Origin of the sequence: Fibrobacter sp., from assembly GCF_045131395.1 — a bacterium.
Lineage (GTDB): Bacteria > Fibrobacterota > Fibrobacteria > Fibrobacterales > Fibrobacteraceae > Fibrobacter.
On sequence record NZ_JBGUQY010000046.1, the window covers coordinates 87,519 to 114,357 of the forward strand.

Below are 26,839 nucleotides of genomic sequence, written 5' to 3' on the forward strand. Positions count from 1 at the left end.
GAAAAACACTTATGGCCGAACAGAATAAAGCAGAAAAATTCGTTTTCTACATGTACAAGATGACCAAGTCCTATCCGCCTAACAAAGAGGTGCTGAAGGACATTTCTTTGAGCTTTTACTATGGCGCAAAGATTGGTATTATCGGCCAGAACGGTGCCGGTAAGTCTACCTTGCTCCGCATTATGGCGGGTATCGACAAGGAATTCCAGGGCGAAGCTTGGATTGAACCGGGCCGCACCGCAGGTTACCTGCCGCAGGAACCGCAGCTGGACCCGAACCTCACCGTCAAAGAAAACGTGATGCAGGCCGTGGCCAAGAAGCAGGCCATTCTTGACCGCTTTAATGAAATCTCCATGAAGTTCGCCGAACCCATGGAAGACGACGAAATGAACAAGCTCTTGGACGAACAGGCCAAGCTTCAGGACATCATCGACGCTCAGGACTTGTGGAGCCTCGATCGCAATATCGAAATTGCCATGGATGCTCTTCGCTGCCCGCCGGGCGACTGGCCGGTGACGAACCTTTCCGGCGGTGAAAAGCGCCGTGTGGCCCTTTGCCGCCTGCTCCTCGAAGAACCGGATTTGCTGTTGCTCGACGAACCGACGAACCACCTGGATGCTGAAACGGTTGCCTGGCTCGAACGCCACCTTCGCGAATACAAGGGCTCCGTGATTCTGGTGACCCACGACCGTTACTTCCTGGATAACGTGACCAACTGGATTTTGGAAATCGACCGCGGCCGCGGCATTCCTTGGGAAGGCAATTACGCCCAGTGGCTCGACCAGAAGCTTGAACGTATGAAGAACGAAGAGAAGGGTGAATCCGACCGTCAGAAGCGCCTCGCTCGCGAACAGGAATGGGTGAAGGCTTCTCCGAAGGCTCGACAGGCCAAGAGCAAGGCTCGTCTTAAGGCTTACGAAGACTTGCTGGCCGAAGATTCTCGCGAACAGATCAAGGTGGCTCAGATTCATATTGCCAACGGCAAGCGCCTGGGCGACATCGTTATTCAGGCGGAACACTTGCAGAAGGCCTTTGGCGAAAAGGTGCTCTTCGACGATTTGAACTTCAGCCTGCCGCGTTCTGGCATCGTGGGCATTATCGGTCCGAACGGTGCCGGTAAGACGACTTTGTTCAAGATGATTACGGGCCAGGAAAAGCCCGATGGCGGTACGCTCAAGATTGGCGAAACCGTTGAAATCATCAGCATGGAACAGGGCCGCGACAGCCTCGACGATTCCAAGACCGTGTGGGAAGAAATCACCGGCGGTAACGATGAAATCATGGTGGGCGACCGCAAGATGAACGGCCGCGCCTACTGCGGACTCTTTAACTTCACGGGTGCCGCCCAGCAGAAGAAGCTTACCACGCTCTCTGGTGGTGAACGCAACCGCGTGCTCATGGCCAAGAACCTGCAGAAGCCGGGCAACTTGTTGTTCCTCGACGAACCGACGAACGACTTGGATATTGAAACGCTGCAGGCATTGGAACAGGCTATCCTCAAGTTCGCAGGCTGCGCCGTGATTATCTCCCATGACCGCTGGTTCCTTGACCGTATCGCAACCCACATCCTCGCTTACGAAGGCGATTCGAAGGTGGTGTGGTTCGAAGGCAACTGGAGCGAATACGAAGCCGATCGCCGCAAGCGCCTTGGCGAAGACGCCGACAATCCGAAACCCATTAAGTACAAGACTCTCACACGTCAGTAATTAGGTGAGACAGTAATAAAAAAAGGCGGCCATGTGCCGCCTTTCCTATTTAAGAGAATCCGCCATATTGGGAAAAGGAAGGTCTTAGGAGGGGCGGAGCCTCTCCTAGTCTATTGAACGATTCTCGTTAAGAGAATCGTTCATAAAGAGCGTCGCGTTCGACCGGTTCCAAGCCCTCATTCAAAATGAGGTTCTTCATGCGCTCGGGGCTCATGCCCACGGGAACCGTGGCGCCGGCGGCGTGCGTAATCTTTTCTTCGATAATCGTGCCGTCCAAATCAGAGGCGCCGGCGTGGAGCGCTTTCATGGCCGTCTCGATTCCCATCTGAATCCAGTAGGCCTTGATGTGCGGGAAGTTGTCGAGGAAAAGTCTTGCGACTGCAACCGTGCGCAGAATGTCTTCTTCGCTGGTGATATTCGGAACGATTTTATGCAAGGCATTGTGTTCCGGATGGTACACCAGCGGAATGAATGCGAAAAAGCCCGGAGCTTCGTCCTGCAAGTCGCGCAACATCTTCATGTGCGCAATGCGGTCTTCAATCTTTTCAATGTGGCCAAAGAGCATGGTCGCATTCGTCGGGATTCCAATCTTGTGGGCCGCACGATGAACGTCCAGCCATTCTTCGCCGGTTTCCTTGCCCGGGCAAATCTGGTCGCGGACATCTTGCACCAGAATTTCTGCGCCGCCACCGGGGAGTGCATCAAGGCCCGCTTCTTTCAGCGTGCTCATGATTTGTAGCGGAGTCTGTCCCGAAATCTTGGCAAAGTGGCAAATCTCGACGGCGGTAAACGCCTTCAAGTTTACCTTCGGGAATTCCACGCGCAGCTTGCGCAGCATTTCGATATAGTAATCGAAGGGGTGGTCCGGATGGAGGCCGCCTACAATGTGGAGTTCGCGGGCGCCGCCTGCAATGGCTTCTGCAGCCTTATTACGAATAGTGTCGTAGTCCCAGTCGTAAGCGGTGGGACAGTCCTTCTTGATTTTAGAGAACGCACAGAACTTGCAGTGCAACACGCATACGTTGGTGTAGTTGATCTGGCGGTTGTTCACCCAGTATACGGACTTCCCGTGCCTGCGTTCCTTTTCGGCATTGGCGCGGGCGCAGAGTTCGTCGAGGGGTGCGTTTAAAAAAAGGTCTAATGCTTCAGCTTCGGTTAGACGAGCCATATTACATTTCGGGGATGTCTATGTTATAGCTTGCTTTGTGGCCGGCTTCGTCAACAATCTTGATGGTGATGGATCCTTCTTCGGGAATCTGGGCGCCTTCGATGACGATTTCGCGAGGTTCAGAATCGTATTCTGCTGCAACCCACTTTTTGCCGACCATTACCGTGATGGCGTTGCCGTCAGGAATTCCGTCGTACTTGAACAGCACCGGAATCTTGAGGGCGGGCTGATGGACGCCGCTAATCATCATGTCTGACCAGTAGGGGAATCCAAGAGTCGGGGCTTCGGTGTTTTCGATGTTTGCAATATCGCGAATTTCATTCGTGGTAGCGCAGCGGTTCTTGCCCTTGGTCTGCTTGCTAAAGATGAACCAGTTGCGGGTGGTTTCGCCCAGCCAGTAAAGCGGGTGGTTGTTTTCGGGATTGTCAATGCAAACGGTCCAGTTGCCCAGTTGCATGCCCTTGGGGTGGAATTCAAAGAAATCCAGGCTGTCGGTATGCGTGCGGGTGACTGCGAGAATTTGCTTTGTGGTATCGCGACCGGTGGGGATGCCGGTGATTTTCTGCGTGATGCCCACGTTTCCAATCTTGGTAGACCAGTTGACGCTTCTCTGGTACTGGTTGAAGGAGTAAAGTTCGATGCTTGCGTCGGCAGCGATGCCGTCGCCCGTAGAACCAGCGTCTGCGGTGTAGTGGATGCTGGTCATTTCGGGATAAATTTCAAGGAGACGACCGATAGTAATCGGGGCCGGCTTGAATGCCTTACACATGTCTTCTTCGATTACCTTGTCGCCTGCCATGGCGGTGAACTTCATTCCGTTCTTGCAACGGAACAAGTCGAGCATGGGACGCTTCAAGAACGTAAACAACGGGGTGGTCTGGTTCTTGAACAACTGCATGGGCTTGTCGCTCTTGCAGCGAGGGTGGAAGGTGAATTTCTTGCTCACCTTGTTTCCGTTAAAGTCTTCTGCTTCGATGGTGTAGGTCGAAAGGGGGGCGAGCTTTGCGTTAATATAGTGCCAGTCGCCGGCCGTGTCAGCTTCTTCGGCCCACAAGAGCTGGTCGCGAATAAGGGACATCTTGCTGTAGCGCAGGGTGTCGAGAATTTCTTCGAAAATCTTTTCGTCGTAGCGCCATACGGTAAGACGGCGTACGGACATTGGATTGTCCTTGGGCTCGCGGCTGTAGTCAGCGATCTTTACGGCCATGCTCAAGTTGAATTCGTTTTTCACAGGTGTTTCGACACAACCCTTGTTCAATGCTTCGGGGTTGGTGATGGCCATGTGGTTACCCTGCCAAACGGCAACGCCAAAAATCTGCGGAGCGATGGTGTCGGTGATGACGACGCCGGCCTGCACGGGGTTAATGATGCGGTCGTTGTCGAGACGGACTTCCAAATGCAAGTGCGGGTTACCGATACCGGTGCTGCCCGAGAAAGTCAAGGTGTCGCCCTTCTTGTAGCTTGCGTTGGTCTTGATGGTTACATCGTTCTTCTTGGAAGAATACTGTTTCTTGATCACCTGTTCGTCAAGCTTGCCAAAGCTGCTCTGGTGCGCAAATGCCCAGGTCTTGCCGCTGTTGCCCTTGAAGAGCATCAGCTTTCCGTAGTGGAACGGAGAAACCCTAAGTTCTACAACCTTGCCGTCTTCGGGTGCGTAAATGGGCCAGCCTTCTTCCATCTGGGTGGAATAGTCAAAACCGGCGTGGTAACGGGTACCGCGGTTTTCGCCAAAGCTGGATGTCAAGTAGGCGTCGCGATCAAAGGGACGGTAAGTCGGCTTTTCAGGTTGAAGAACCTTCTTTTGCTGCATGCCGTCGGCATTGTCGATGCCGCTTGCACCGAAGTTGTCGTTAGATACTTTTGCGCCGGCTTGTGCATTGATGCAGTCTTCGTAGGCGAAGGCATCCATGTTTTTTTCGTTGCATTCGGCAGCAAATGCGGTGGGCATCATGGCGAAACTTGCCATTGTTCCCAAGAACATTCCCTTGCGGGTGATTTTAGCGAGTTTGTTCAAGATTGTAGTATCCATACCACAAAAATACAAAATTATTACAAAGTAGCGAAAGGGGTTTGCTGTTTTGCGGGTTTTATGTGATATAAAAAAAGAACCGTTTGCTATTGCAAACGGTTCTTACCTAGTGGAGCTAAGGAGAGTCGAACTCCTGACCTCCTGCATGCCATGCAGGCGCTCTACCAACTGAGCTATAACCCCGAGGGCTGGCCCAAATATAGAAGAAATATTTTGAAGTGTCAAGGGTGGTTGATGAAAAAAATTGATTTTTTTTGCTGGTTCGACCTTTCCATAAAAAAAGCCCGCTCTGGGCGGGCGAATTTCTAGAGATATAGACTATTATCTCGTTCGTTTATGCCTTTTCGATGGTCACGGATTCGATGATTACGTCTTCGTACGGGGCATCGCGGCGGTCGGTCTTGACGCCGGCAATTTCGTCGAGAACTTCGAAACCTTCGTAAAGCTGGCCGAAGACGGAGTAGCCGTCAGCGGGGCCAGGGCCAACCTGGTCGTGGTCCAGGAAGTGCACGTTGTCGCCGTGGACAATGAAGAACTGGCTGCCGATGGAGTTCGGCATGGCGGTCTTTGCCCAGCTCAGGGCGCCACGCATGTGGGTGAGGCGCGGATCGTACTTGTCGCCGATAGTGGTGTGGGGGCCCTTGGCGGAATGGCCGCCGGTACCGTTACGGTTGGTAAAGTCGCCGCCCTGAATCATGAAATCCTTGATAATGCGGTGGAAGGGGGCGCCATCATACTTGCCCTGCTTTGCAAGTTCAATGAAGTTCGTGGCGCATTCGCCTACGATTTCTTCAAAAAGGCGGAGCTTCATCACGCCGTGGTTGGTTTTCATGATGGCGATGGTTTCGCCGGCTTCGGGTTTTGCCAACTGATTGAACATAAAATCTCCTGTTAATGTCCCGGCAAGGCTTTGCCGGGGTTTGATGTTTCTTTTCTTATATATACAAATATTGAGGGTGTTTTTGAAATTAATTTGGCAAAAAAGGGCAAAAAATGCTAGATTCAAGCACAGATATGAAAGACAACTGTAAAAAAATCAGAGAGCTTCTGTCTGCCCAGGCGATGGAATTCGCTCTCGACGAAATGGCTGCAAAGCTTGCCAAGATGCATCCTACTGCAGATGATGTGGTGGTGCTCGGCATGGCCAGCCGCGGAATCCCTCTCGCTAAAAAGATCTGCGAGCGTTTAAGTCAAAAGTTTAACAAGACCGTCCCTATGGGGAGCCTCGACGCCACCTTCTATCGCGACGATTACCATTACCGTACCCACATGGGTTCCAGCGAAATGCGCATTACCGAAATGCCTGCTTCGGTGGAAGGTAAAACGGTAATCCTGGTGGACGACGTGCTCTACACGGGTCGCTCGGTTCGTGCGGCCATGCAGGCCATTTTGGATCTCGGACGCCCGGCGGCCATTCGCCTTTGCGTTTTGGTGGACCGCGGTCACCGGGAACTTCCCATTGCCCCCGACTGCGTCGGACTTACGGTGGAAACCGCACAGGACCAGGAAGTCCGCGTGCAAATTGAACCGATTGACAAAGAAAATTCCGTTTATCTCGTAGAGGTGGAGGCCTAAGATGGGTGCATTACAGATCAAGCATTTGTTCGGACTACAGGGCGTATCCAAGCAGGACATTCGCACCATTTTGGATAATGCCAAGCAGTTCCGCGAAATTTTGGAACGCCCCATCAAGAAGGTTCCGTCTCTTCGCGGCCTTACGGTGGTGAACCTGTTCTTCGAAAACAGCACACGTACCCGCACCAGTTTTGAACTTGCCGAAAAGCGCCTCTCCGCCGATACGGTAAACTTCGCAAGTTCCAATTCCAGCGTCAAGAAGGGTGAAACCCTGGTAGATACGCTCCGCAACATCGAATCCATGAAGATCGATATCGTGGTGGTCCGCCACAAGGGGACTGGTGTTCCCAAGTTCCTGGCCGAACACAGTAACGCTATTATCGTGAACGCAGGTGATGGTGCCCATGAACACCCGACCCAGGCTCTCCTTGACATGCTCACGGTCGAAGAAAAGCTTGGAACGCTCGAAGGCAAGAAGGTGGCAATCGTTGGCGATATCCGCCATAGCCGTGTGGCTCGCAGTAACATTTGGGGCATGACCACCATGGGTGCCCATGTAACTCTTTGCGGACCCAGCACCCTGGTGCCCCGCAATACGGAACTGTTGCAGTACAAGGAACTCGCCGGCAGCGTTTCTTGGGAAACCGATGTGAACAAGGCGGTGCAGGATGCCGATGCGGTGATCGCCCTTCGCTTGCAGAAGGAACGCATGGACGATGCTCTTCTTCCCAGTATGCGCGAATACCGCAATTTCTTCGGTATTACCGAACAGGTTCTGGAATCGGCCAAGGACAAGGTGCTGATCATGCACCCGGGTCCCATTAACCGAGGCGTGGAACTGGACAGTGAAATTGCAGACGGTGAACATTCCGTCATCTTGAATCAGGTAACCAACGGGGTTGCCGTCCGTATGGCAGTACTCTTCCTTTTGGCTGGAGGTCGCAATGAAAACGCTTAATGGCGCAAAAGGCGCATCGCGCGTTCTTAAGAATTTGAAACTCTGGAACAAGGGTGAAGAGTTTGTTAGCACCGATATCCGCATCGATGCCAATGGAAAGCTTGTTTCTAAAGAAGAAAAAGATTTTAAGGCCGATCAGGAAATCGACTGCAATGGGGCCCTGGTTCTGCCGGCCTTGTTCGGCCTTGGCCTTGACTTTATGGAACCGCTCCGTGACGACGTCTATACCTTCAAGAACGGTCTTGACGCCATGCGCCGCGGCGGCTTCTATGGCGGTCTCTACGAAAGTGCAGCAAACCCCATTGACGACGCCGACAAAATGGTGGCGATGAAGTTGCGCTTTGGCAATTGCGGCAAGAACGACGGTATGGATATCAAGTTCTTGGGCGCCTACAGCAAGGGCTTTGGTTCTGATAGCCTCGCCGAAATGCTGGACTTGGCCGATGCTGGAGCCGTGGGCTTCGGTGACGGTGGTGCGTCTATACCTCATAGCAGGTTCCTTCGCCTTGCCATGGAATATGGCAAAATGACGGGTAAGCGTTTCTTCTTCCAGCCCATGGACAAGACGCTGCGCCATAGCGGTTGTGTTCACGAGGGTGCCTACTCCGACATGCTCGGCATGAAGGGTATTCCTCGCATTGCAGAAACCATTGCTGCCTACACGGTGCTTGAAACGGCACGATTCTTGCAGGTGCCGGTGCACTTCAAGCAGGTTACCTGTGGCGAAACGCTGGATCTTATCCGCAACGCCCGAAAGCAGGGAATCGACGTCACTTGCGATGTGGGACTTTACCACTTGTTGCTGAATGATTCCTGCCTTGAAACTTTGGATTCTGCATATCACCTGATTCCGCCTCTCCGTTCTGCAGCCGATTGCGAAGCCTTGTGGAAGGGTCTGGAAGACGGTACGGTGACTGCGATTAGCATGAACCATACACCGGTGCTTCTTCAGGATACCGAAGTGAATTTTGAAGATTCCGTTCCGGGAGCCCTTGCTCTTGAAATTGCACTTCCTGCGATTTGGAAGAAGCTGAGTGCCCGTGTCGGTGTCGCTCGCGCTCTGGAATTGCTGGCATTTGCCCCTGCCCGCTTGGTGGGTGCCCGCCTGCCCGAAAACTTCGAGAACTTCGTCGTCATCGATCCGGACAAGCCGAGCAAGGTGACCGAGAAGGACTTTGCAGGCCATGTCTGCAATTCTCCGTTCCTGGGCAAGGAACTTCCTTCCAGCATCCTGGGAACCTACATCAACGGAGTCTGGACTGAGTAATCATGATTGACCCGCTTCAAATAGTTTGGTTTGCATTTATCATATGCTTGTGCATAGCGCTGTTGGTGCTGTTGGAAGTCCATCGCATCAATGATCGTCGTGAAAACGAGGATATGTTTGGAACCCAGGCTTTTGATGACAGGGTCGCCGAACTCGGTTTTTCTCCTAAAGAAAAGAGGACTTTGGACAAAATAATTAGAACCTCATCCTTCGAAAACAAAGACGCCATCTTGAATTCATCTGGCCTCTTTGAACAGGCGGTTGCTGCGTTCTACTATATCCGTGATGTGTTCGATGTCCGTGACGAAACTCTTGCGGCAGTGGAAGCGCTTCGCCACAAGATGAATTTTACGGCGTCGAATCCTTTGTCTGAAGTTTATTCTACCAGACAGTTTAATGTGGGCGACCGCATTGACTTGATTCCTGAAAACGGAACGCTGATCAAGCGCTCCGATATCGTGTGGCGTACAGAAAAGGAATGGGCTATTTCTTACGATGGTAGTGACGGTCCTGCCACTTCGCTGGTGGGGCGCTCTATTCGAATCCGCTGGACTCGACCCGACGACGCCATCTATTCTACGACCATTCCTGTTCGACGTGTGGATGAAACCAATAATCTTGTCTTGACTCATTCCTCCTCCCTGGATAAACGCCAGTTGCGTCGCTGGGTTCGTGAACAGGTTGCCTTCCCTGTGACGGCCGTTTTTGAGAACGGAAATACCGTTGGAGGCACCCTGCTGGACCTTTCTGCAGGCGGTATCATGATCGGACTGCCCCAGGAATGCTATCCGGGACAGCATTTGCGTATCCAGTTTGAGCTTCCCAGCTTCGGTGACGAAGACGTGGAAATTGAGATTTTGCGCAATTTAGGGCAAAGAAACAAGGATTTCCCCAATTACTATTGCCTTACAGCCTCTTTCCGTGGTAAGTTCGGTTGGACCCAGGAAAGGGTGCTCCAGTACCTGTTTGAACTGAGTAAGTCAAAAAAACAGACGAAAAAGTGGACCAAACAGGCCTAAGTAGTTCATTTTCAATGACTTAGATGAATTTTTCGCTTGACATTCTGCTTTTATAAAGGTAGAATTAGTAAGGAAATGTTTTACAATCGGAGTTAACTTTGGCTTTAGGATTGATTTCTAAAATCCGTGGCTTGCGCGAGACCGTCGGCATTGATGTTGGTCATTACAGCATCAAGTATGTCAAGGTCTTGCATGGCGCGAGCGGAAACAAGATTGTTTTAGACGCCGACTTGGAACGGGTGCCTGATGGATGTATCGTCAATGGCGAAATTCAGGTGCGCGAAGGGGACGCCCCCACCGATAAGGACGGCAAACGCGAAAAGGATGGGGCTGAACTGCTTGCCGAGGCTATGGCAAAGCTGATGATTCGTCACCCCATCGACGATTCCTGCGATATTGTTGCATCGGTGAACTGCGGTGCCGGTGCCGGTGGTGTGCTGATGGACCGAGTGTCGGTCAAGGTGCCGAAAAACGGAAATGAAGCTGCAATTATTCTTCAGACCGCCCAGTCCCGTCCGCCCTTCGATGACCAGGACAACGTGATCGACTACGAGATTTATTCCCGCGAAAACGAAGACGTCAAGGTGAACGTGGTGGCCGCAAAGAGCGCACTGTTGGACTCCTGGGCGCAGTTCTTCAATCGCCGCGGGCTCAAACTGTCGGCGCTGGATGTCGATATTTTCGGCATGCTGAATGCTTATGTGGCGACGGTCGAAGATGCCGAAAAAGAAAAGACGGTTGCAATTTTCAATATCGGCGAAAAGAAGATGAGCGTTGCCTTTGTGCAGGACGGCCAGTTCCACTCCATGCGTGCCATGGCCGGTGGTTCCTTGGATATGGTGATCAGCAAGACCTGCATGAACCTGGGCATTGATTCCGAAAAATGTCATGAAATTTTAAGCAATGGTGACCTGTCCGTGGTGGACGGTTTCTCTGAAGCAGAAGTCGAAGCCGCGCTCCGACTGGCATACGAGGACCTGATGGCGCAGATCGATATCGGTATCCGCTACTTCTCGTCTTCGGAAGATTCCAAACCCCTCGACAAAATTTTGTTGGGTGGAGGTGGAGCCGCCGCCCCTGGTCTGAGGGAATTTATCGCAGAACACTCCGGTATCGAAACTGACACGGTGAACCCGTTCAGGCTCGTGCCTTGTGATTCCAAGGTGTTTGGCGAGGGCGGTCTCTCGATTGCTCTCTCCAATATTTACGCCCCTGCGTTGGGCTTGGCAATGAGGAAGTTCTAATGGCGTCTACGAAAAAAGAAACCACAAGAAATGCCTTGGCCATTTCCATTAACCTGCTTCCGCCGGAATTCCGCAAGAAGCAGAAAGACTTTTCATGGGTAACTGACCGTCGCATCATTTGGCCTACTGTCGCATTGCTCGTTGCAATCGTTGCAGTGGTCATGTTGCAAGGTTATGTCAGTGAAACCATTAGCGGTTTGAGCCAGGAACTGAACCGTGTTCAGGAAGAAGTGGAACGCGAACGTCCGCTGCTTTCCAAGATTAGCGACCTGGAACAGAAGCAGGGCGTTGTCAATACAAAGATCAATGCTCTCAAGTCCATCCAGGTGAGCAAGAAACGCTGGGTTATTTTGTTCGAAAACATCTCGTCGGTGCTTCCGCCTAACATGTGGATCACAAGCATTAACCAGATGGGTGAATTCGATCTCGAAATGCGCGGCGTCACTTACGACTTCTCGGAAGTAGCCGAATACATGGTGAAACTCGAAAAGCAGGTGAGTATCCAATCGGTTTCGCTGGTGACCATCTCTACTGCAAAAGTGGATGGAAAAGAAGCCTATAATTTCACCATCAAGATAGTTCTCAAGCGAGATCTTGGGGAGGGTGATAATGGGTAAGATAGATCTAAAAGATAAACGAAACGTCTATGCCATAGTCGTGTGTCTCCTGATTATGGCTGCAGCCCATTTAGTGTACAACTATGTATGGGATCCGTTTACGTATCAGCGTGAATCTCTGGAACGTGATCTCCAGTCGGCTCAGTCGGAATTGGACAAGATCAACGCCAAGAAGCATCGCGTGGCAGAACTCGAAATGCAGTTGGCCCAGGCCGAAAAGGATTTCGAAAAGCTGAAGGAAATGTTCCCTGAAGAAGAAAAGGTGCCGCTGCGCTTGCAGGACCTTTACGCGGTTATCCGCAGCTCCATGGTGCAGATCCAGAAGTTCAATCCCGAAGGTCGTGCCGAAAAGGAACACTACATCGAAAACCGCTATTCCATTGCGGTCAATTCGGGTTACCACATGTTGGGCTACCTGTTTGCAGAAATTGCAAACTTCAATTACCCGACGGCCATTACGAACCTTCGCTTGAACCGTTATTCGGGTATCAAGGCTGAAGTGGAAAAGTCTGAAACTCACGGTTGGACTCCGATTACCATGTCGGTGACCTTCAACCTGACAACGTACACGTCTAAGAAGGTGGGCAAATGATGAAAATGAAGATTCTTCTTTTGTTGCTTGCCTTTACGGCTTTTGCTAGTGCCGCCCAGATTAAGGATGTGCGTTTTGACTGCAGTGCAAAGGGTTGCCAAGTGGTGTTTGCCTTTGCATCTGACAAGAACTTGCCCACATTCTTCCAGAAGTACGATGCTGCTTCCAAGAAGTTGACGGTGGGCTTCTCTGAAACGACTTTTGCTCTTGGCGAAGGTGATTACGACATCGATGCCAATTCCAAGTTCGTTAAGTCCATGAAGGTGTTCAAGGATGCGTACAAGGGTACGGCATTCTTGAAGATCGAAATGAATGTGGGCGCATCTATCGCTTCGGATAAAAACGAAATCGCCCTGGATAAGTCCAACTTCTTGATTAAGCTCAAGAACAAGGGCGGAAAGTCCTGGACCCTTTCCAAGCTTTTTGCAGAACGCAAGAAGGCTGCCGAAAAGCAGGCTGCTCTTGACAAGAAGGCTGCCGCCAAGGCCGCCCTCGAAGAGAAGAAGCGCTTGGCTGAAGAAAAGAAGGCCGCCGACAAGCGTGCTCTTGAAGAAAAGAAAGCCGCAGAAAAGCAGGCTGCTCTCGACAAGAAGGCCGCCGCCAAGGCCGCTGCCGAAGAGAAAAAGGCTGCCGAGAAAGCTGCTGCTGAAGAAAAGAAGCGTTTAGCTGCCGAAAAGAAAGAAGCGGAACGCCGCGCTCTTGAAGAAAAGAAGGCCGCCGAGAAGGCCGCTCTCGAAGAAAAGAAGCGCTTGGCCGAAGAGAAGAAGGCTGCTGAAAAGGCTGCCCGTGAAGCCGAAAAGCTCATGGCTGAACAGCAGAAGCAGATTGACAAGGCCATTCTCGAAGGCGGTGCAATTTCTGCCTTGCTTCCGAAACTGAAAGAAATGACGGTTCTCATCGGTTCTGGCATGGAACAGTTCCGCCTTGTGGCCGAAGAACCTATTGAAATTCAGAACGTTTCTACCATCGACAAAAACTACACCTTGACCATTGGCCTTGCCGGTCCGCAAAAGTCTCCCATATTCAGGATTGGTGCCGGATCTCTGGTGAAGTCCGTGACTTGGGGTGCAAACGGTCTTAAGGTCCAGTTGAAGGGCGCTGTCCAGCCGGTAATCTTGGTGCAGGACGGTGTGCTTGTGTTGCAGATTGCCGAAAAGGGAATCAACAAGGACGGCTTTATATTCTGGTCTGCACAGCCCAAGGGAATCTTTGTGCGTGACTGGATGAAGGCTGTCGACGAAAAACCGAACTTCGATGCCTTTGTGAAGAATCTCGACAAGGGCAGCAAGAAGATTATTTCGGGTTCCCAGACCTTCCACCTGCGTCCTGTGGTTCGCGAACTGATCGTGGTTGCCGACGAAACTGAATTCTACGCCGCTCCCAATGAAAATTCACAGGTGATGCAGCGTCTCGTATTTGGCGACCGTCTGGTAAGCCTTGACATGAAGGGCCTGTATCGCAAAGTCCAGTATGGTAACAGGGTTGGCTATGTGGATCGTCGTGCTGTCGGTTTCTTTGATGAACTTTCTTCTGTGCAGGAAGAACGCCTGAAACAGGTGGACAAGGAACGCGGTACGACTCTTACTACAAATACTCCGCAGATCGGTAGCCAGCTCGATGGTCTCTATGAAGACCGCGTGACTTATAGCTCCTTTGGTCGTCGCGACCCGTTCGTGGAAGTGGATGGCCTTGTGGAAGAAGGCATCAATATTGACCAGGTCGAACTGGTGGGTATCATTTGGGAATCGGATGTGCCGGTAGCCATTCTTGTTGAATCCAAGAATCCGTCTATTTCGTACACCGTTAAAGAAGGCGACAAGATTCTCAACGGTAAAGTTTTAAAAATCACACAAACTGACGTACTCTTCCTGATTCAGGAATTCGGGGTGAGCCGTCGCTACTCCATGGGTCTTCCCGATAAACTTGGGGGTCAAAAGTGAAAAATATGACAAAAATCCTTACTATTCTTCTCTTGGTGGTGGGTCTCACTACTGCATGGAGTGCTCCTGCTGAAGGTTCTGTATCGACTCCGAATAAGAAGTTGTACGATTTCAGTTTCGTTGACATGAACTTCGAAGCTGTGTTCAGCTCTGTTTCCGTAATTGCCGGTGTGGACATTATCCTTGCTCCCGAAGTCAAGGGTAAGACGAGCCTCAAGGTGACCAAGAAAACGTGGCAAGAAACTCTTGACATCGTTTGTAGCATGAACGACTTGACTTGGATCATCGAAGACAAGTACATCTTGATCCAGCGCTCTGCAACTTATCAGGCAAAGCAGAAGAAGATTGCCGACGAAGAAGCTCAGGCTGAACAGAATGCTCCGCTGGTCCGTAAGAACTTCCAGGTTCACCATGCCAAGGCCGAAGAACTCGTGAAGGTTCTCGAAAGCATGAAGTCTAACCGCGGCCGCATTACGACGGTGGAACGTACGAACTCCATTATCGTGTACGATACCGATGGCAAGATCGAGCAGATGGAAAAGGCCCTGACCGAACTTGACGTGGAAACCCTCCAGATCATGATTACCGCAAAGCTCGTGGTCGTGAACAGCGAACGCGCTCGCGAACTGGGTGTGGACTGGACCGCAAGAATGGGTACTACGGCTCTGACTCCGGGTACGGTGACGACTCCGCAGGGTAGTGGTGCTGGCGATACCCGTACCAGCGCAGCCATTCACTCCTTGCCCAATGGCGGTGCTTCTCCGGCTGTGGGTTCTGCAACGACGGCCATTACCGCAAGCTTGCTGGACAACAACCTGCAGATCGCAATTTCCAACATCATGGGTGACGCTTCTACCGAAGTGCTTGCTAGCCCGCAGGTTTCTACCCTCGACAACACCGAAGCTCAGGTGTTCATGGGTGACAAGGTGTCTATCCGTGTGATTGACGATAGCGGTGAATCTTCTACGCAGCTGGTGGAAACCGGTATCAAGCTGACGGTAACGCCTCACGTTTCTGGCGACAACCGCATCTTGCTTGACCTGCACCCCGAAAACAACTCCTATGGCTACGACGAAAAGGGCCAGGTGGTGATCAGTACTCAGGAAGCCAAGACCAAGGTCGTGGTGGCTGACGGTGAAACGGTGGTGATCGGTGGCTTGACACGTAACGAAAATACCGAAAGTGAATCCGGTATTCCGTTCCTGAAGGATATTCCGCTGCTGGGTAACCTCTTCAAGTACAGCCGTAAGGCAGTCACCAAGCGTGACCTCATTATCTTCGTGACTCCGCGTATCATTCGCAACTATGTGGGCTCCGTGGAACTTTCTGAAGCTTCTGATACTGTGGATGGCAATGCCCCGCAGGCTAAGAAGGTGGAACATTCTCCGGCTGCAGAACCCGGTGACGACGAAACCCCGATTGTGGAACCTAAGCCGAAGCAGGAACCTGCCCAGGAAAAGCCGGCTGAAAAGGCTTCTTCCGAAAAGGCATCCGCCCCGGCACCTGCCGCTCCGGCTCCTGCTGAAGAAGAGGAAGAAGGCTGGAACTAATCTCCACCCACGTCATTGCGAAGTAATCTACTTTTAAATGAAAATGCCCCGGACAAATGTCTGGGGTTTTCTAGTTATAACATGCGAAGGTTGGATGTGTATGGATTCCCTCCCGCGCTGCGCTTGGTCGAGAATGACTGCGGCGGGTTAACGCACTACCAAGGCGGCGAGGGCCAGCTCCTGGCTGGTAACGGTCCAGCTACTGCTCTTGAATTCGTAATTGAGTTCGGCGAGGCGGCGAATGACGCGGCAGAGGAGGGGCTTGCCCCAGCGGCGGCAACATTCGGCGGCGTTGCCTTGCTTGCAGAACATGAAGTAGTTCTTGCCTAGAGCCTGGGCGGCGTCTTCGGCACTCATCTTCTTCGCGGTAAGGGACATGAAGTTGAGCAGGTCCACGGCATGGCCGTAGAGGGCGTTCACGATGCGGATGGCATCGTTGTCCTTGTTGCCGTAAAGGATTTCGTGCAGCTTGCGCGTATAGCCTACGGCGTCACGCATTCCAAAATAGTTCAGGATCTCGTAAGGCGGGATTTCGCGGCGGGGCGTAATCATGGTCTTCACGAGGTCGAAGGTAATTTTGGTACAGTCGGGATCGTAGATTAAAGCCTTTTCCAGTTCTTCGCAAACCAACTTGGTGTTGGTACCTAAGGCGTCTGCCAGGTACTGGCTGGCGGCGGGTTCGATGGGTTTTCCGAAGTGGGCGGGTACGTTGGATGCAATCCATTCCTGCATCTTGTACTGCTTGGGTTCTTCGTACTTTTCGATCTTGCCGACTTTCTGCAGGATCTTGTAGAGTTCCGAGTTGGCTCGGAGCTCGTCGAAATCCAGTAACAGCTTGCAGTCGGGGGCGTCCTTGAGCCAGCGGGCGAGAGCCTTGGATTCATCGGCCTTCATGGCGTCGGCATTACGGACGACCACCGCCTGTTCTGGAGCGAACATGGAGACGGCGCCGCAGCTTTCCATGATGAGACCCGCCACCGACGGAATGTTGGTGTCAGAGGCGTACACGATCTGCTTCGAAAGCGGATCGTTCTTGCGGTCTCCGAGGGCATCGGTCAGGAACTTGTCAGTCTGCTTGTCCTTGGAGAACTGGTCTTTGCCGATGAGGGCTAGAATCATAGCTTACTTGAAGTCGACGATTTCGAAACGGTTCTTGCCCTTGGGGGTCACGACTTCGACAATTTCGCCCTTCTTTTTGCCCATGAACGCAGAACCCATGGGGCTCTTGAAGCTGATTTTGCCGTTCATTGGGTCAACGCCTTCGGGGCTCACCAGCTGATAGACAACTTCTTTCTTGGTGGCGAGATTCTTGGCAGTGACGGTGGCGCCAAAACGGACGGTGTCGGAGTTTGCGTCAAATTCCACGATAATTGCATTCGAAATCTGGTCTTCCAGCTTGGGAAGTTCCAGATCGATATGAGCCAGCATTTCCTTGGCGGCATGGTATTCAGCGTTTTCGCTCAGGTCGCCTTGCTTGCGGGCTTCTTCCATTTCATCTACAACGCGGGGACGTTCGACCTTCTTGAGGAAGGTGTAACGTTCAACCATCTTGTCGTAAGTTTCTTTAGTACAGGGTGTTTTAGCCATGGCCTTAAATTAGAATTTTTTTGCAGGGCAGGTATGGGGGCTGTTCAACATAGTCGCATTTTTCTATAATTTAAGACGTAAAAACAATAGGAGTTACAATGTACACTGTATTGGAAAAAGGCGGCGTTTGCTCCCCCAAGGGCTTTACCGCGTCTGGAATTTGCGCAGGCATTAAGGCCAGTGGCAACGCTGACATGGCTCTTCTTAAGAGTGAAAAGGCTGCACGTTGCTTTGCCGTGTTTACCACGAACAAGGTGAAGGCCGCTCCGGTGCTTTACGATAAAGCTGCTCTGGAACATGCTCACTTTGCTTCTGCCGTGGTGGTGAATAGCGGTAACGCTAACGCTTGCACCGGCGAACAGGGTTTGCGCGATGCAGAACGCATGGCTGCCCTTACCGAAGAAGCCTTGAAGCTTACTCCGAAGAGTGTGCTCGTTTGCAGCACGGGCGTGATTGGTCACTTGATGCCCATGGACAAGATCGAGGCCGGCATTCCGAAACTGGTGGAAAAGCTCCGTGCCGACGCTTCTGAAGAATTTGGCCGCGCCATTCTGACCACTGACCTTGCTCTCAAGAGCCACGCCGTGGAAATCCAGACCGAAAAGGGTGTGGTGACTATCGGTGGCGCCTGCAAGGGCTCGGGCATGATTCACCCGAACATGGCCACCATGCTTGCCTTTATTACCACGGACTTGGCTTTGCCCATTGACTTCTTTGCTGAATTCCGCGCCGACATCGCTGATTCCTTCAATGCAATCACGGTGGATGGCGACACCAGCACCAACGACACCTGCATTCTCCTTGCCAACGGCATGAGCGGTGTCAAGTACGAAGACTTGACGCTCTCTGAACAGGGTGAGTTCCGCGCAGCACTCATGCTCGTGATGAAGGAACTTGCCAAGGATATCGTCCGCGACGGCGAAGGTGCAACCAAGCTCATTGAACTTTGCATCGAAAAGGCCGAAAGCCACGAAGAGGCTTTGCGCATGGCCCGTTTCATTGGTACGTCTAACTTGGCCAAGTGCGCTATGTTCGGCGAAGACCCGAACTGGGGCCGTATCCTCAGCAGTGCAGGTTCCAGCGGCTGCAACATGGTTGCCGAACATACGGACCTTTTCTTCGGCGATGTGCAGGTGCTGTCTAACGGCCGCCCGGTGCAGCTCAACGAAGAACAGACCAAGGCTCTGCATGCGGTAGTCCGCCAGCGTGAATACAAAGTAACGCTTGTGTTGAATATCGGTCATGCTAGCGCAAGCGCATTCACTTGCGACTTGAGCTATGATTACGTTAAGATCAATGCCGAGTATACAACGTAATAAGACCGCTCGGCCCTGCCGCGGGGACCGCTTGGTTCTTCTTGTGAACGGCTTTTAGTAGAAAATCCTGCTTATTGGCGGGATTTTCTTTTATTTTTAAGGGAAACAAGAGGAAAAACATGGATAATTTCAACTTTTACAGCCCGACAGAATTTGTATTTGGCATGAACCGCGAAAATGAATGCGGTGAGCTCGTGAAAAAGTACGGCGGCACCAAGGTGCTGATCCATTACGGTGGCGGCTCTGCTGTGCGTTCGGGACTGATTGACCGCGTGAAGGCATCTCTTGATGCGGCTGGAATTGCCCATGTGGAACTTGGCGGCGTGAAGCCGAACCCTCGCGATACGCTCATTTACAAGGGCATCGAAATGGTTCGCGCAAACGGTGTAGACTTTATTTTGGCCGTAGGTGGTGGCTCTACCATTGATAGCTCCAAGGGTATTGCCGTGGGTAGCCTTTACGATGGCGATTTCTGGGACTTTTATGCGAAAAAGCTGCCGGTCACGAAGGCTCTCCCGATCGGCGTGGTGCAGACCATTGCGGCTGCCGGTTCCGAAGGCAGTGGCGCTTCTGTGGTGACCAAGGAAGATGGAATGCTCAAGCGCGATATCGGTAGCGATGTGATTCGCCCGAAGTTTGCGGTGCAGAACCCGGCGCTTCTTTGCACGTTGCCTGCTTACCAGACCGCCTGCGGTATTACCGACATTATTGCCCACATTTTTGAACGCTATTTCACCAATACGCTTGAAGTGGAAACGACGGACCGTCTTTGCGAAGGCCTGCTCCTCGCGATGCTTAAGGAAGGCCCCCGCGCCATTGCCGACCCGTCCAACTACCAGGTTCGCGCCAACATCATGTGGGCGGGTACGGTAGCCCACAATGACATTGTGGGCTGCGGGCGCAGTCAGGACTGGAACAGCCACGCCATTGAACATGAACTCTCGGGACTTTACGACTGCGCCCATGGCGCGGGTCTCGCAGTCATCATGCCGGCATGGATGGAATACGTGGTGGATCACAATGTGATGCGTTTTGCCCAGATGGCTACTCGCGTATTCGGCTGCCAGATGAATTTCGAAAACCCGAAGGCTACCGCCCTCGAAGGCATCAAGGCTTTCCGCAAGTTCCTGCATTCCATTGGCATGCCCATCAACTTTGCAGAACTCGGCGCCAAGGAAGAAGATATTCCGAAATTGGTTGAAAAGCTGAATCCGGGCGACGGCTGGGGATTCGTGCCGCTGAAGGCCAAGGATGTCACGGCGATTTACACCATTGCCGCCCACGCCACTTTGGAGTAATCTTATGAAAGCACTCTTTATCGGCGGAACGGGAACCATCAGCATGGCGATTACGCGCCTAGCGGTGGCTCAAGGCTGGAAACTTTATCTTTTGAATCGCGGAAATCGTCCGTCAGAGGATATTCCCGCCGGTGTTGAAATCATCAACGCCGACATTTATGACGAAGCTGTCGTCGCCGAAAAGATCAAGGGCATGGAATTCGACGTGGTCTGTGATTTTATCGTATTCCACCCGAGCGCCTTGGAACGCGATTACCGCCTGTTCAAGGGCAAAACCAAGCAGTTCATGTACATCAGTTCGGCGAGCGCTTACCAGAAGCCGCTTTCTGATTACCGCATTACCGAAGGGACGCCGCTCTCGAATCCGTATTGGGAATATTCCCGCAACAAGATTGCGGGAGAGGAATTCCTGATGCGCAAGTACCGCGAAGAAGGTTTCCCCATAACGATTGTGCGGCCAAGCCATACTTACGACGAACGCCACATTCCGCTGGGTGTTCACGGCAAGAACGGTAGCTGGCAGATTGCACGGCGTATGCTCATGGGTAAACCCGTGATTATTCACGGTGATGGCACGAGCCTTTGGACCATGACTTTCAACACCGACTTTGCTCGCGGCTTTGTAGGTCTGATGGGCAACGTGCATGCCATCGGTGAATCATTCCAGATTACCAGCGACGAAACGCTCACTTGGAATCAGATTTACAAGGCGGTGGCAGATGCGCTGGGCGTTGAACTGAAGCCTTATTATGTGTCGTCGAAATTCCTTGCCGATGTCAGCGATTACGATTTGCTCGGGAGTCTGATTGGCGACAAGGCGAACTCCGTCGTGTTCGACAATACGAAACTCAAGCGCGCCGTGCCGACGTTCCGCACCGAAGTCCGCTTTGACGAAGGCATTCGCCGTACGGTAAATTATGTGCTGGCCCATCCGGAATTTCAGAAGGAAGATCCTGAATTTGACGCCTGGTGCGACAAGGTCATTGATACACTTGAAAAGGCCAAGGCCTCGTTCAAGTGATTTTGTGATGGAAATAACGATTAAATATTTTTTTCGGCAGTGCCTGCGATAAAAATGTAGATTGTGGGTATGAGAATTGTATCGCTCCTATTGCTGATGGTTTCTCTTGTGATAGCCGAATCGCAGGAGGAGCTTTACTATCGTGCGTTGAAGGCGGAAGAGTCGGGGGATTATTCCCTGGCGTTAAACCTGTTCGAGGCTGCCATAAAGGAAGGCGGCGAGTACACGGCAGAAATTCAGGAAATTGTCGACGATTATCGGAATGCGCTCGGCTATGGCGACGCTGATTCATTAGATGACGATACCGCGAATCCCTGGGAGTTCCATACGGGCGGAATCCTCGGTTTGCAGGGAATCCATTACAGGAGTAAAGGCGCTTCTACGGGTGAGATGGGGACGAAAATCACTTCGTCAATAAGCGCTTCTGCGGAATACAACGCTAAGGACTGGATTCATTCTTTTGAATTGAACCTTTCGGGAAACAGGGTCGACAATGATGACTTGCAGACTTTGACCATGAATGCCTGGGATGCTTCCGTAGGCGTGGAGTACAGCCTTGTCGGGAAATCCCTTGTCCTTGATGTCGGTGCGGATCTAAACGTTTCGGAAAATGACGATTGGAATCCCGATTTCTTTGTTTGGGTGGAAAAATTTTTTGCCCGTATCGGTAAGCACAAGTTCGGGGCTTCCTTAAGCGCTTTTGACTATCTCGATGGCCCCTTGTACGCTACTACCTATCTTTCCTGGCAACGGCATGTCAAGTACGGCTGGCGAGCCTCCCTTTATGCGGGTGGGCGTTTCGAGGCGGATACTCTTGGTAATTCGACTTGGGTGTATTGGTTGGGGCCCTCCGTCAAGCCTACGTTCTCGTTCCGTTTCCGGTCGGATATTTCCATAGAGGCGAAGGGACACTATTTCTATGGGTATGTCGTAGACGGTCCCGATTCCAAGTTCGAGAAGGTCAAGAAACTAAGTGTTTCTTGGGCGAGCACGTTAGCGTGGAATCCAGGAGTTTTCGGCCTGTACATCGGAGCGGAACAGTATTACAGACATTACGACACGATTCCGATAAAATACAGCTTCCCGTATCCCCGCTGGAGCTTCCTTACCGAGCTGAAAGCGGGTGTCAAGTGTAACATCTAGTTTTGACTTGAATTTAGCGCGAGCGATATAAGCGAACGGTATAAAAAAAGGATGCGGAGTTTCCGCATCCTTTGGGGTTATTTTGGGAGTTCTTGTCAGTGACTAGCCCTTCTTGGCCTTGCGCTCTTCCTTCATGGCTCTCTTTTCAGCCTTGCGAGCTTCTTTCTCGGCCTCACGAGCTTCCTTGCGTTCGGCACGGGCGGCGGCGCGTTCTTCCTTCAGGGCTTTCATGTCTTCTTTCGTGGCCTGTCTTTCAGCCTTGCGGGCTTCCTTTTCGGCCATCTTGGCTTCCTTGCGCTCTTCGCGGGCAGCCGCACGTTCTTCCTTCAACGCCTTCATTTCGGCCTTGTGGTTGGCGATTTCTTCTTTCTTGGCATCCTTGCGTTCGAAGCGTTCCTTGGCGCGGTCAGCCCTGGGATCTTCCTTCTTCACGGCATCTTCGGAAACAGTGGTCGTAACATCTTCGGTGACGGCTTCCTGTGCAAAAGATTCCGTAGTGAAAGCTCCGATCAGGGACAGTGCCAATATGGGAATCAGTTTGGTTTTCATAATCAACCTCTTGGTTAAAGTGTTTGCTCCTGTTGAAGCAAGATTCGTGCCAAATTCCTCTATGGTGTAAAAATTAGCTCAGTTTTCGCAAAAATGCCAATGATTTCTTTGGGGTGAAGAAAAAAGCATGGGAAAAAACGGGCGAAATTGCCCCGTCGGGAGTAAAAACCCCGATTTTCGATATCTGGGGACTCTTTTATCGGCTTAATTCCACCACGTAATCAGCGGCGTTCACGAAGTCTTGCGCATGTTCAATGGCGATGACGGTGTGGCCCGCTTCGGTGAGGTCGTGAATCAGTTTGAGCAGATGCTCGATATCGGTTCTGTGAAGGCCGCGGGCGGGTTCATCGAATAAGAATAGTGTGTTAGGTGCCTTGGCGCGAGCGAGCGCGATGGAAAGGCGCAAACGAGCGCGTTCACCGCCGGAGAGGTGCGATGTGGTTTGCCCGAGTTTCAGGTAGTCGAGGCCCGTGTCTACCAAGGGCTTCAACTTGTCTGCGAAAGGCTTCATGTTGATGAACAACTTGTAGGCTTCGCCAATTTCCAAATCCAGAATGTCGGCGATGGAAAGGGACTTGAAGCGGACTTCGAGAATCTCGTCTTTGAATCGCCTGCCGAGGCAGACGGGGCATTCCGTTTCTTCGTATCCGGCGGGGTCGTAGAGCACGCCTTCGCCTTTGCAGTTTTCGCAGCGGCCGCCGGGAGCGTGTGTCGCGAACTTGGTGGCGTTATAACCGCGGACTTTGCTTTCGGGGAGCTTGGCGAACAAATCGCGCAGCTGCGTATTCAAATTGATAGCCGAGGCCACGGTGCTTCGGCGGTTGCCGTGGAAGTCGCCTGTCGAAAGAATGGAGAGCGCCTGGATGCCGAGGTTTTCGAATTCGCCCTTGCTTGCGCGAGGGGCGAGGTTTTTGAACAGGAGGGTAGATTTGCCGCTGCCGCTCGCGCCCGTGATGACGCTGAATTTTTGCACTGGAAATTCTGCCGAGACCGGCTTCATGTCGAACAGTGCGAAGTTGCTGATATGGATTGCTTCGTCGCTGCGCTCCTCGCAATGACGTTTTTTCTTGTCATGCTCTAATGTCATCCCCGGCTCCGACCGGGGATCTCCTTTCTTCGCCTTAGAATGGGTGTCTAATATTTTAATCCAATTCCCCGTGGGCGAAACCGGATTGCCAAGCACTTCTTTCGCAGTTCCCTGGAACAGAATTTTGCCGCCCTTTTCGCCGGCGCCCGGACCCATTTCAATCACCCAGTCAGCCTTCTTGATGAGGGCGGGATTGTGGTCGATTAACACGAGGGTGTTTCCGCGAGACTGGACTTTCTTGAGGACTTTCCAGAGGGATTCCACATCGCACTGGTGCAGACCGCTGGCGGGTTCGTCAAGCACAATCAAAAGGTTGTTCAAGTGTCCGGTAGAAAGGCTTGAAAGTCGAAGTCGCTGGATTTCGCCGCCCGAAAGGGTGGCGGCAGATCTTCCGGCGGTCAAGTAACCGATACCGAGCTCGTTGATGGCTTCGATTCGGTCGAGGAGCGCATTGAAGGCGGGCTTTTGGTTCGCATTCAAGCGTTTGTCAAAAAGCTTGTGCAGCAGTGTTTCAAGGTTAGCAAAAGAAGTCCCGAGCAAGTCTTGCCAAGTGGTGTCATCAATAACCGCGCCCAGAACATTCTGCTTCAGGCGAAGTCCCTTGCAGTCGGGGCAATCTTCGGAAGATTCTTCGCTTTCAATCATTCCTGCGCCGCCGCAAGTAGGGCAGGCGCTGGTGCGGGAATAAGGCGACAAGTCTTCGGGCTGGAGCGGGCGAGACTGCTGTTCTCCATGCTCAGGGCAACGCGGCGCCGTGCTGAAAAGCTTGCGGCTCCCGTTGATGTCCAGAATCAGTTCGCCGTGGGTGAGCTTCAAGACTCCATCGACGGCTTCGGCAATTCTGGTGCGGGTGTTGTCGCGGACAATGATTCGGTCTACGACAATAAAGAATTCTTGCGGAACAATTTCGCGCTCGGCCGCTGTCAAGTCGGCCAGCGAATAGCTGACGCCGTCAGCCATCGCGCGCGTAAAACCTTGCGCTAGGAATACCGCTGAAAGCTTATCTAGGCTCGTGCGTTTATCGGAATCAATCCTTGCAAAAAACTGTAGCTTACTTCCTTGCGGCAAGCTGGCGATCTCGCGAATGATTTCTTCGCGGCTCTGGCTTGCCATGGGCTTCCCACAAATAGGGCAGGCGGGTCTTGCATACTTTGCAAATAAACCTCGCAGCGTGCTGTCGCATTCCGAAAGGCTCAAGGCGTAAGCCTTCGCAGGCGCTTCGCCATGGCTCGGGCCTACAGCAAGGCTTGCGGGCAAACCTTCGGCACTGTCCAGCGGAATAATGCGGCGACCGCCCAAAAGTTCGGCGGCAAAGGGCGAGAGTGTTTCCAAATAACGGCGCTTGGATTCCCCGTGCAGGGTGTCAAGCACAAGCGTCGACTTTCCGCAGCCCGAAGGTCCGCATACAACAGAAATCTTGCCCAGCGGGAACTGGGCATCGACATTCTTAAGATTGTGCAGGCGACAGCCGCGTATGGAAATGAATTCGGTCATTACTCCCTAATGGTGAAGCGCAGTTCGCCAAACGGGGTGCAGAAGTCGAGATTTTCGAGGTTGTTGGTCTCGATGCCGGTGAACATGCGGTAGCCGCCACCGATAGACACTTCGAGCATCTTGGTTACGCGGTAGTTGAAGTGCACGGCCATGTCGGCAGTAAAGAAGTAATCTTCAGATTCGAATGCTTCGTCGTCGGGTTCCATCACGTAGAGGGCTCCGCCGCCGATTTCAATCGGAACGGAAATAGAGAAGTCGTTAATGCGCACCGGGAAGAGCTCCACGAAGCCGCCAACAGACATGTACTTGATCATCTGCTTTTCGGGGACGTTGTAGTTGCGCACATCGCTTAAAAGTCTAGAAACCCACACACCCGTGGAGAACAGGGGGTTGATGTCCAGACCGATGCGGAGGTTTGCAAAGATGGCGCCATCGTCTGCTACGAGGACGTTACCGCCGCTCACGCCGATGAAGGCCTTCAGACCGTCATTGGTCTTTTCTTCGGGGGTGTACTTCACGCTCTGAAGTTCGGCGTTTGCAAAGGCCACCAGGGCCACGATGAGCAATAGAATCTTTTTCATAAGCAAAGTCCTTTTTTTATACAATGTATAAAAAAACGGCAAATGGCTCTAGACCAGATTGCCGTGTTGCGTTGTGTTTTGCTTGAATTTTTTATTTCCGAATTATAGTCTGTCCTTCGTCATGTTCAGGCCTTCTGCAGGGCTTCCTTCCCAGTTCCAGATGCGGTCCTTGGATTCCGGCCAGGTGCAAATCGTCCAAACTACGGAATTGCCGCAGAGAACGATGGTCCAGATGCCGAACACCAAGAAGAGGATGAGAGGAATAAAGGCGAGGGATCCGTAGAAGATGGACATACGGGTCACCAGCATGGTCTGGATAAGCATCAGGATCTTCACGTAGATGATAATGCAAATCCAAGCAAGAACGGTGATGCCGATAGACGATACCAGCAGTTTCTTCTTGGTGTAGTTCTTGGGATCCGGTCTTGCGGGGAGCGCGTACAGGGTCAAGAAGATAATCAAGAGGAATGCTCCATGGAAGGTCATGTACCAGAACGCGTTGATGAGTGTTTTGAGGACCGACGGATCAAAATGCAGGCCATCGACGACGATGATCGAAAGCGCATTTTGCATGTGGTTCACAAAACCGGCGTAGAGACCGATGATGCCCGCGAAGATTAGCAACAGTGGGGTGTAGATGCGAATCTGCTTGTGCAACGGACGAGAGACCTTGTTTTCCCACACTACGTTGAAGTTCGATTCCAGGCTACCGAAGGCCAGGATGAACGTAATGAAAAGACCCATGGCGCCGATAAAGCCAAGCTTGCCGATAGGCACGTGTTCGGCGTTCTGCACGATGGTAATGATCGGGTCAACAGGCCAATCGAGATCCAGGAACGAGAGCAGGTGCGGCAAGTAGTCCGAGAAGAAGTTGCCGAATCCGACTGCAAGCGTAATCGAAGTCAACAAGATCAGGAGCGGGACCACGGCCAAGAATGTCGTATAGGTGAGGGCCGCTGCGCGGGTCAGTCCGTGGAAATACAGGAATGACTTGCCGGCGATGACAGCAACCTTTACCGGAGTAACGGAACGTTCGGCGATGGCGTCGAACATCCGTTCCCAAGAGAATTCTTTAAACCAATTTGGCATTACAATCAA

General features: G+C 52.2%; 23 protein-coding genes and 1 tRNA gene. 14 read left to right on the plus strand and 10 right to left on the minus strand.

All coding sequences use genetic code 11. From position 1 onward, the window contains the following. The first annotated feature begins 11 nt into the window (after positions 1-11). Complete coding sequence (ettA, locus tag ACJMNB_RS11555; protein ID WP_405342593.1) at positions 12-1,706, plus strand: energy-dependent translational throttle protein EttA; 1,695 nt, start codon at positions 12-14, stop codon at positions 1,704-1,706. 127 nt (positions 1,707-1,833) lie between these two features. Here the strand turns inward: ettA and mqnE are convergent, their stop codons facing one another. From mqnE to ACJMNB_RS11575, 4 genes are all read right to left on the minus strand, one after another. Beyond that, positions 1,834-2,874, minus strand: coding sequence for an aminofutalosine synthase MqnE (gene mqnE, locus ACJMNB_RS11560; RefSeq protein WP_405342595.1), 1,041 nt, complete (start codon positions 2,872-2,874; stop codon positions 1,834-1,836). A gap of 1 nt (position 2,875) precedes the next feature. Then, the gene (locus ACJMNB_RS11565) at positions 2,876-4,903 is read right to left on the minus strand and encodes a M23 family metallopeptidase (RefSeq protein WP_405342597.1); all 2,028 of its coding nucleotides are present in this window, start codon (positions 4,901-4,903) and stop codon (positions 2,876-2,878) included. Between the two features lie 110 nt (positions 4,904-5,013). Further along, positions 5,014-5,086 (minus strand) — tRNA-Ala (locus ACJMNB_RS11570). A 151-nt stretch (positions 5,087-5,237) separates the two neighbouring features. Next, positions 5,238-5,783, minus strand: a complete 546-nt coding sequence (locus tag ACJMNB_RS11575; RefSeq protein WP_405342599.1) for a peptidylprolyl isomerase — start codon at positions 5,781-5,783, stop codon at positions 5,238-5,240. A 113-nt stretch (positions 5,784-5,896) separates the two neighbouring features. On the opposite strand from ACJMNB_RS11575, the gene pyrR reads away from it, so the two are divergent. The 9 genes from pyrR to ACJMNB_RS11620 all read left to right on the plus strand — a co-directional run bounded on the left by pyrR (position 5,897) and on the right by ACJMNB_RS11620 (position 15,665). Then, complete coding sequence (gene pyrR / locus ACJMNB_RS11580) at positions 5,897-6,478, plus strand: bifunctional pyr operon transcriptional regulator/uracil phosphoribosyltransferase PyrR (protein WP_405342601.1); 582 nt, start codon at positions 5,897-5,899, stop codon at positions 6,476-6,478. 1 nt (position 6,479) lies between these two features. Then, entirely contained in the window at positions 6,480-7,436 is a 957-nt protein-coding gene (locus ACJMNB_RS11585; RefSeq protein WP_405342603.1) for an aspartate carbamoyltransferase catalytic subunit, read from the plus strand. Further along, complete coding sequence (locus tag ACJMNB_RS11590) at positions 7,423-8,703, plus strand: dihydroorotase (RefSeq protein ID WP_405342605.1); 1,281 nt, start codon at positions 7,423-7,425, stop codon at positions 8,701-8,703. The genes ACJMNB_RS11585 and ACJMNB_RS11590 overlap by 14 nt, the downstream gene beginning before the upstream one ends. A 2-nt stretch (positions 8,704-8,705) precedes the next feature. Then, the gene (locus ACJMNB_RS11595; RefSeq protein ID WP_405342607.1) at positions 8,706-9,722 is read left to right on the plus strand and encodes a PilZ domain-containing protein; all 1,017 of its coding nucleotides are present in this window, start codon (positions 8,706-8,708) and stop codon (positions 9,720-9,722) included. Positions 9,723-9,820: 98 nt separating this feature from the next. Further along, positions 9,821-10,966, plus strand: a complete 1,146-nt coding sequence (gene pilM / locus ACJMNB_RS11600) for a pilus assembly protein PilM (protein ID WP_405342609.1) — start codon at positions 9,821-9,823, stop codon at positions 10,964-10,966. After that, entirely contained in the window at positions 10,966-11,583 is a 618-nt protein-coding gene (locus ACJMNB_RS11605) for a PilN domain-containing protein (RefSeq protein WP_405342611.1), read from the plus strand. The genes pilM and ACJMNB_RS11605 overlap by 1 nt, the downstream gene beginning before the upstream one ends. Further along, positions 11,576-12,175 (plus strand): type 4a pilus biogenesis protein PilO, encoded by a 600-nt coding sequence (locus ACJMNB_RS11610; RefSeq protein WP_405342613.1) that lies wholly within the window; start codon positions 11,576-11,578, stop codon positions 12,173-12,175. Before ACJMNB_RS11605 ends, ACJMNB_RS11610 begins: the two co-directional genes overlap by 8 nt. Further along, positions 12,172-14,115, plus strand: coding sequence for a hypothetical protein (locus ACJMNB_RS11615; RefSeq protein WP_405342615.1), 1,944 nt, complete (start codon positions 12,172-12,174; stop codon positions 14,113-14,115). Before ACJMNB_RS11610 ends, ACJMNB_RS11615 begins: the two co-directional genes overlap by 4 nt. 5 nt (positions 14,116-14,120) lie before the next feature. Further along, positions 14,121-15,665, plus strand: coding sequence for a secretin N-terminal domain-containing protein (locus ACJMNB_RS11620; RefSeq protein ID WP_405343335.1), 1,545 nt, complete (start codon positions 14,121-14,123; stop codon positions 15,663-15,665). A 147-nt stretch (positions 15,666-15,812) separates the two neighbouring features. On the opposite strand, the gene holA is transcribed toward ACJMNB_RS11620, so the two are convergent. Further along, positions 15,813-16,784: a DNA polymerase III subunit delta gene (gene holA, locus ACJMNB_RS11625; protein ID WP_405342617.1), complete on the minus strand. Its 972-nt coding sequence runs from the start codon at positions 16,782-16,784 to the stop codon at positions 15,813-15,815. Positions 16,785-16,787: 3 nt separating this feature from the next. Continuing rightward, a complete protein-coding gene (gene greA, locus ACJMNB_RS11630) occupies positions 16,788-17,252 on the minus strand; it encodes a transcription elongation factor GreA (protein WP_163438246.1) in 465 nt (154 codons plus the stop codon). Between the two features lie 98 nt (positions 17,253-17,350). On the opposite strand from greA, the gene argJ reads away from it, so the two are divergent. The 4 genes from argJ to ACJMNB_RS11650 all read left to right on the plus strand — a co-directional run bounded on the left by argJ (position 17,351) and on the right by ACJMNB_RS11650 (position 22,030). Then, positions 17,351-18,568 carry a bifunctional glutamate N-acetyltransferase/amino-acid acetyltransferase ArgJ gene (argJ, locus tag ACJMNB_RS11635; protein WP_405342619.1) on the plus strand — a complete coding sequence of 406 codons (1,218 nt, stop codon included), beginning with the start codon at positions 17,351-17,353 and terminating at the stop codon, positions 18,566-18,568. A 119-nt stretch (positions 18,569-18,687) separates the two neighbouring features. Then, entirely contained in the window at positions 18,688-19,866 is a 1,179-nt protein-coding gene (locus tag ACJMNB_RS11640) for an iron-containing alcohol dehydrogenase (RefSeq protein ID WP_405342621.1), read from the plus strand. 4 nt (positions 19,867-19,870) lie between these two features. Then, the gene (locus ACJMNB_RS11645) at positions 19,871-20,887 is read left to right on the plus strand and encodes an SDR family oxidoreductase (protein WP_405342623.1); all 1,017 of its coding nucleotides are present in this window, start codon (positions 19,871-19,873) and stop codon (positions 20,885-20,887) included. 69 nt (positions 20,888-20,956) lie between these two features. Continuing rightward, a complete protein-coding gene (locus tag ACJMNB_RS11650) occupies positions 20,957-22,030 on the plus strand; it encodes a hypothetical protein (RefSeq protein WP_405342625.1) in 1,074 nt (357 codons plus the stop codon). A gap of 102 nt (positions 22,031-22,132) precedes the next feature. Here ACJMNB_RS11650 and ACJMNB_RS11655 read toward each other — a convergent pair whose 3' ends face one another. The 4 genes from ACJMNB_RS11655 to ACJMNB_RS11670 all read right to left on the minus strand — a co-directional run bounded on the left by ACJMNB_RS11655 (position 22,133) and on the right by ACJMNB_RS11670 (position 26,830). Next, complete coding sequence (locus ACJMNB_RS11655; protein ID WP_405342627.1) at positions 22,133-22,579, minus strand: hypothetical protein; 447 nt, start codon at positions 22,577-22,579, stop codon at positions 22,133-22,135. 196 nt (positions 22,580-22,775) lie between these two features. Then, entirely contained in the window at positions 22,776-25,160 is a 2,385-nt protein-coding gene (locus ACJMNB_RS11660) for an ABC transporter (protein ID WP_405342629.1), read from the minus strand. After that, positions 25,160-25,741, minus strand: coding sequence for a hypothetical protein (locus ACJMNB_RS11665; RefSeq protein WP_405342631.1), 582 nt, complete (start codon positions 25,739-25,741; stop codon positions 25,160-25,162). The genes ACJMNB_RS11660 and ACJMNB_RS11665 overlap by 1 nt, the downstream gene beginning before the upstream one ends. 102 nt (positions 25,742-25,843) lie before the next feature. Next, entirely contained in the window at positions 25,844-26,830 is a 987-nt protein-coding gene (locus tag ACJMNB_RS11670; RefSeq protein WP_405342633.1) for a YihY/virulence factor BrkB family protein, read from the minus strand. Positions 26,831-26,839 lie beyond the last annotated feature (9 nt).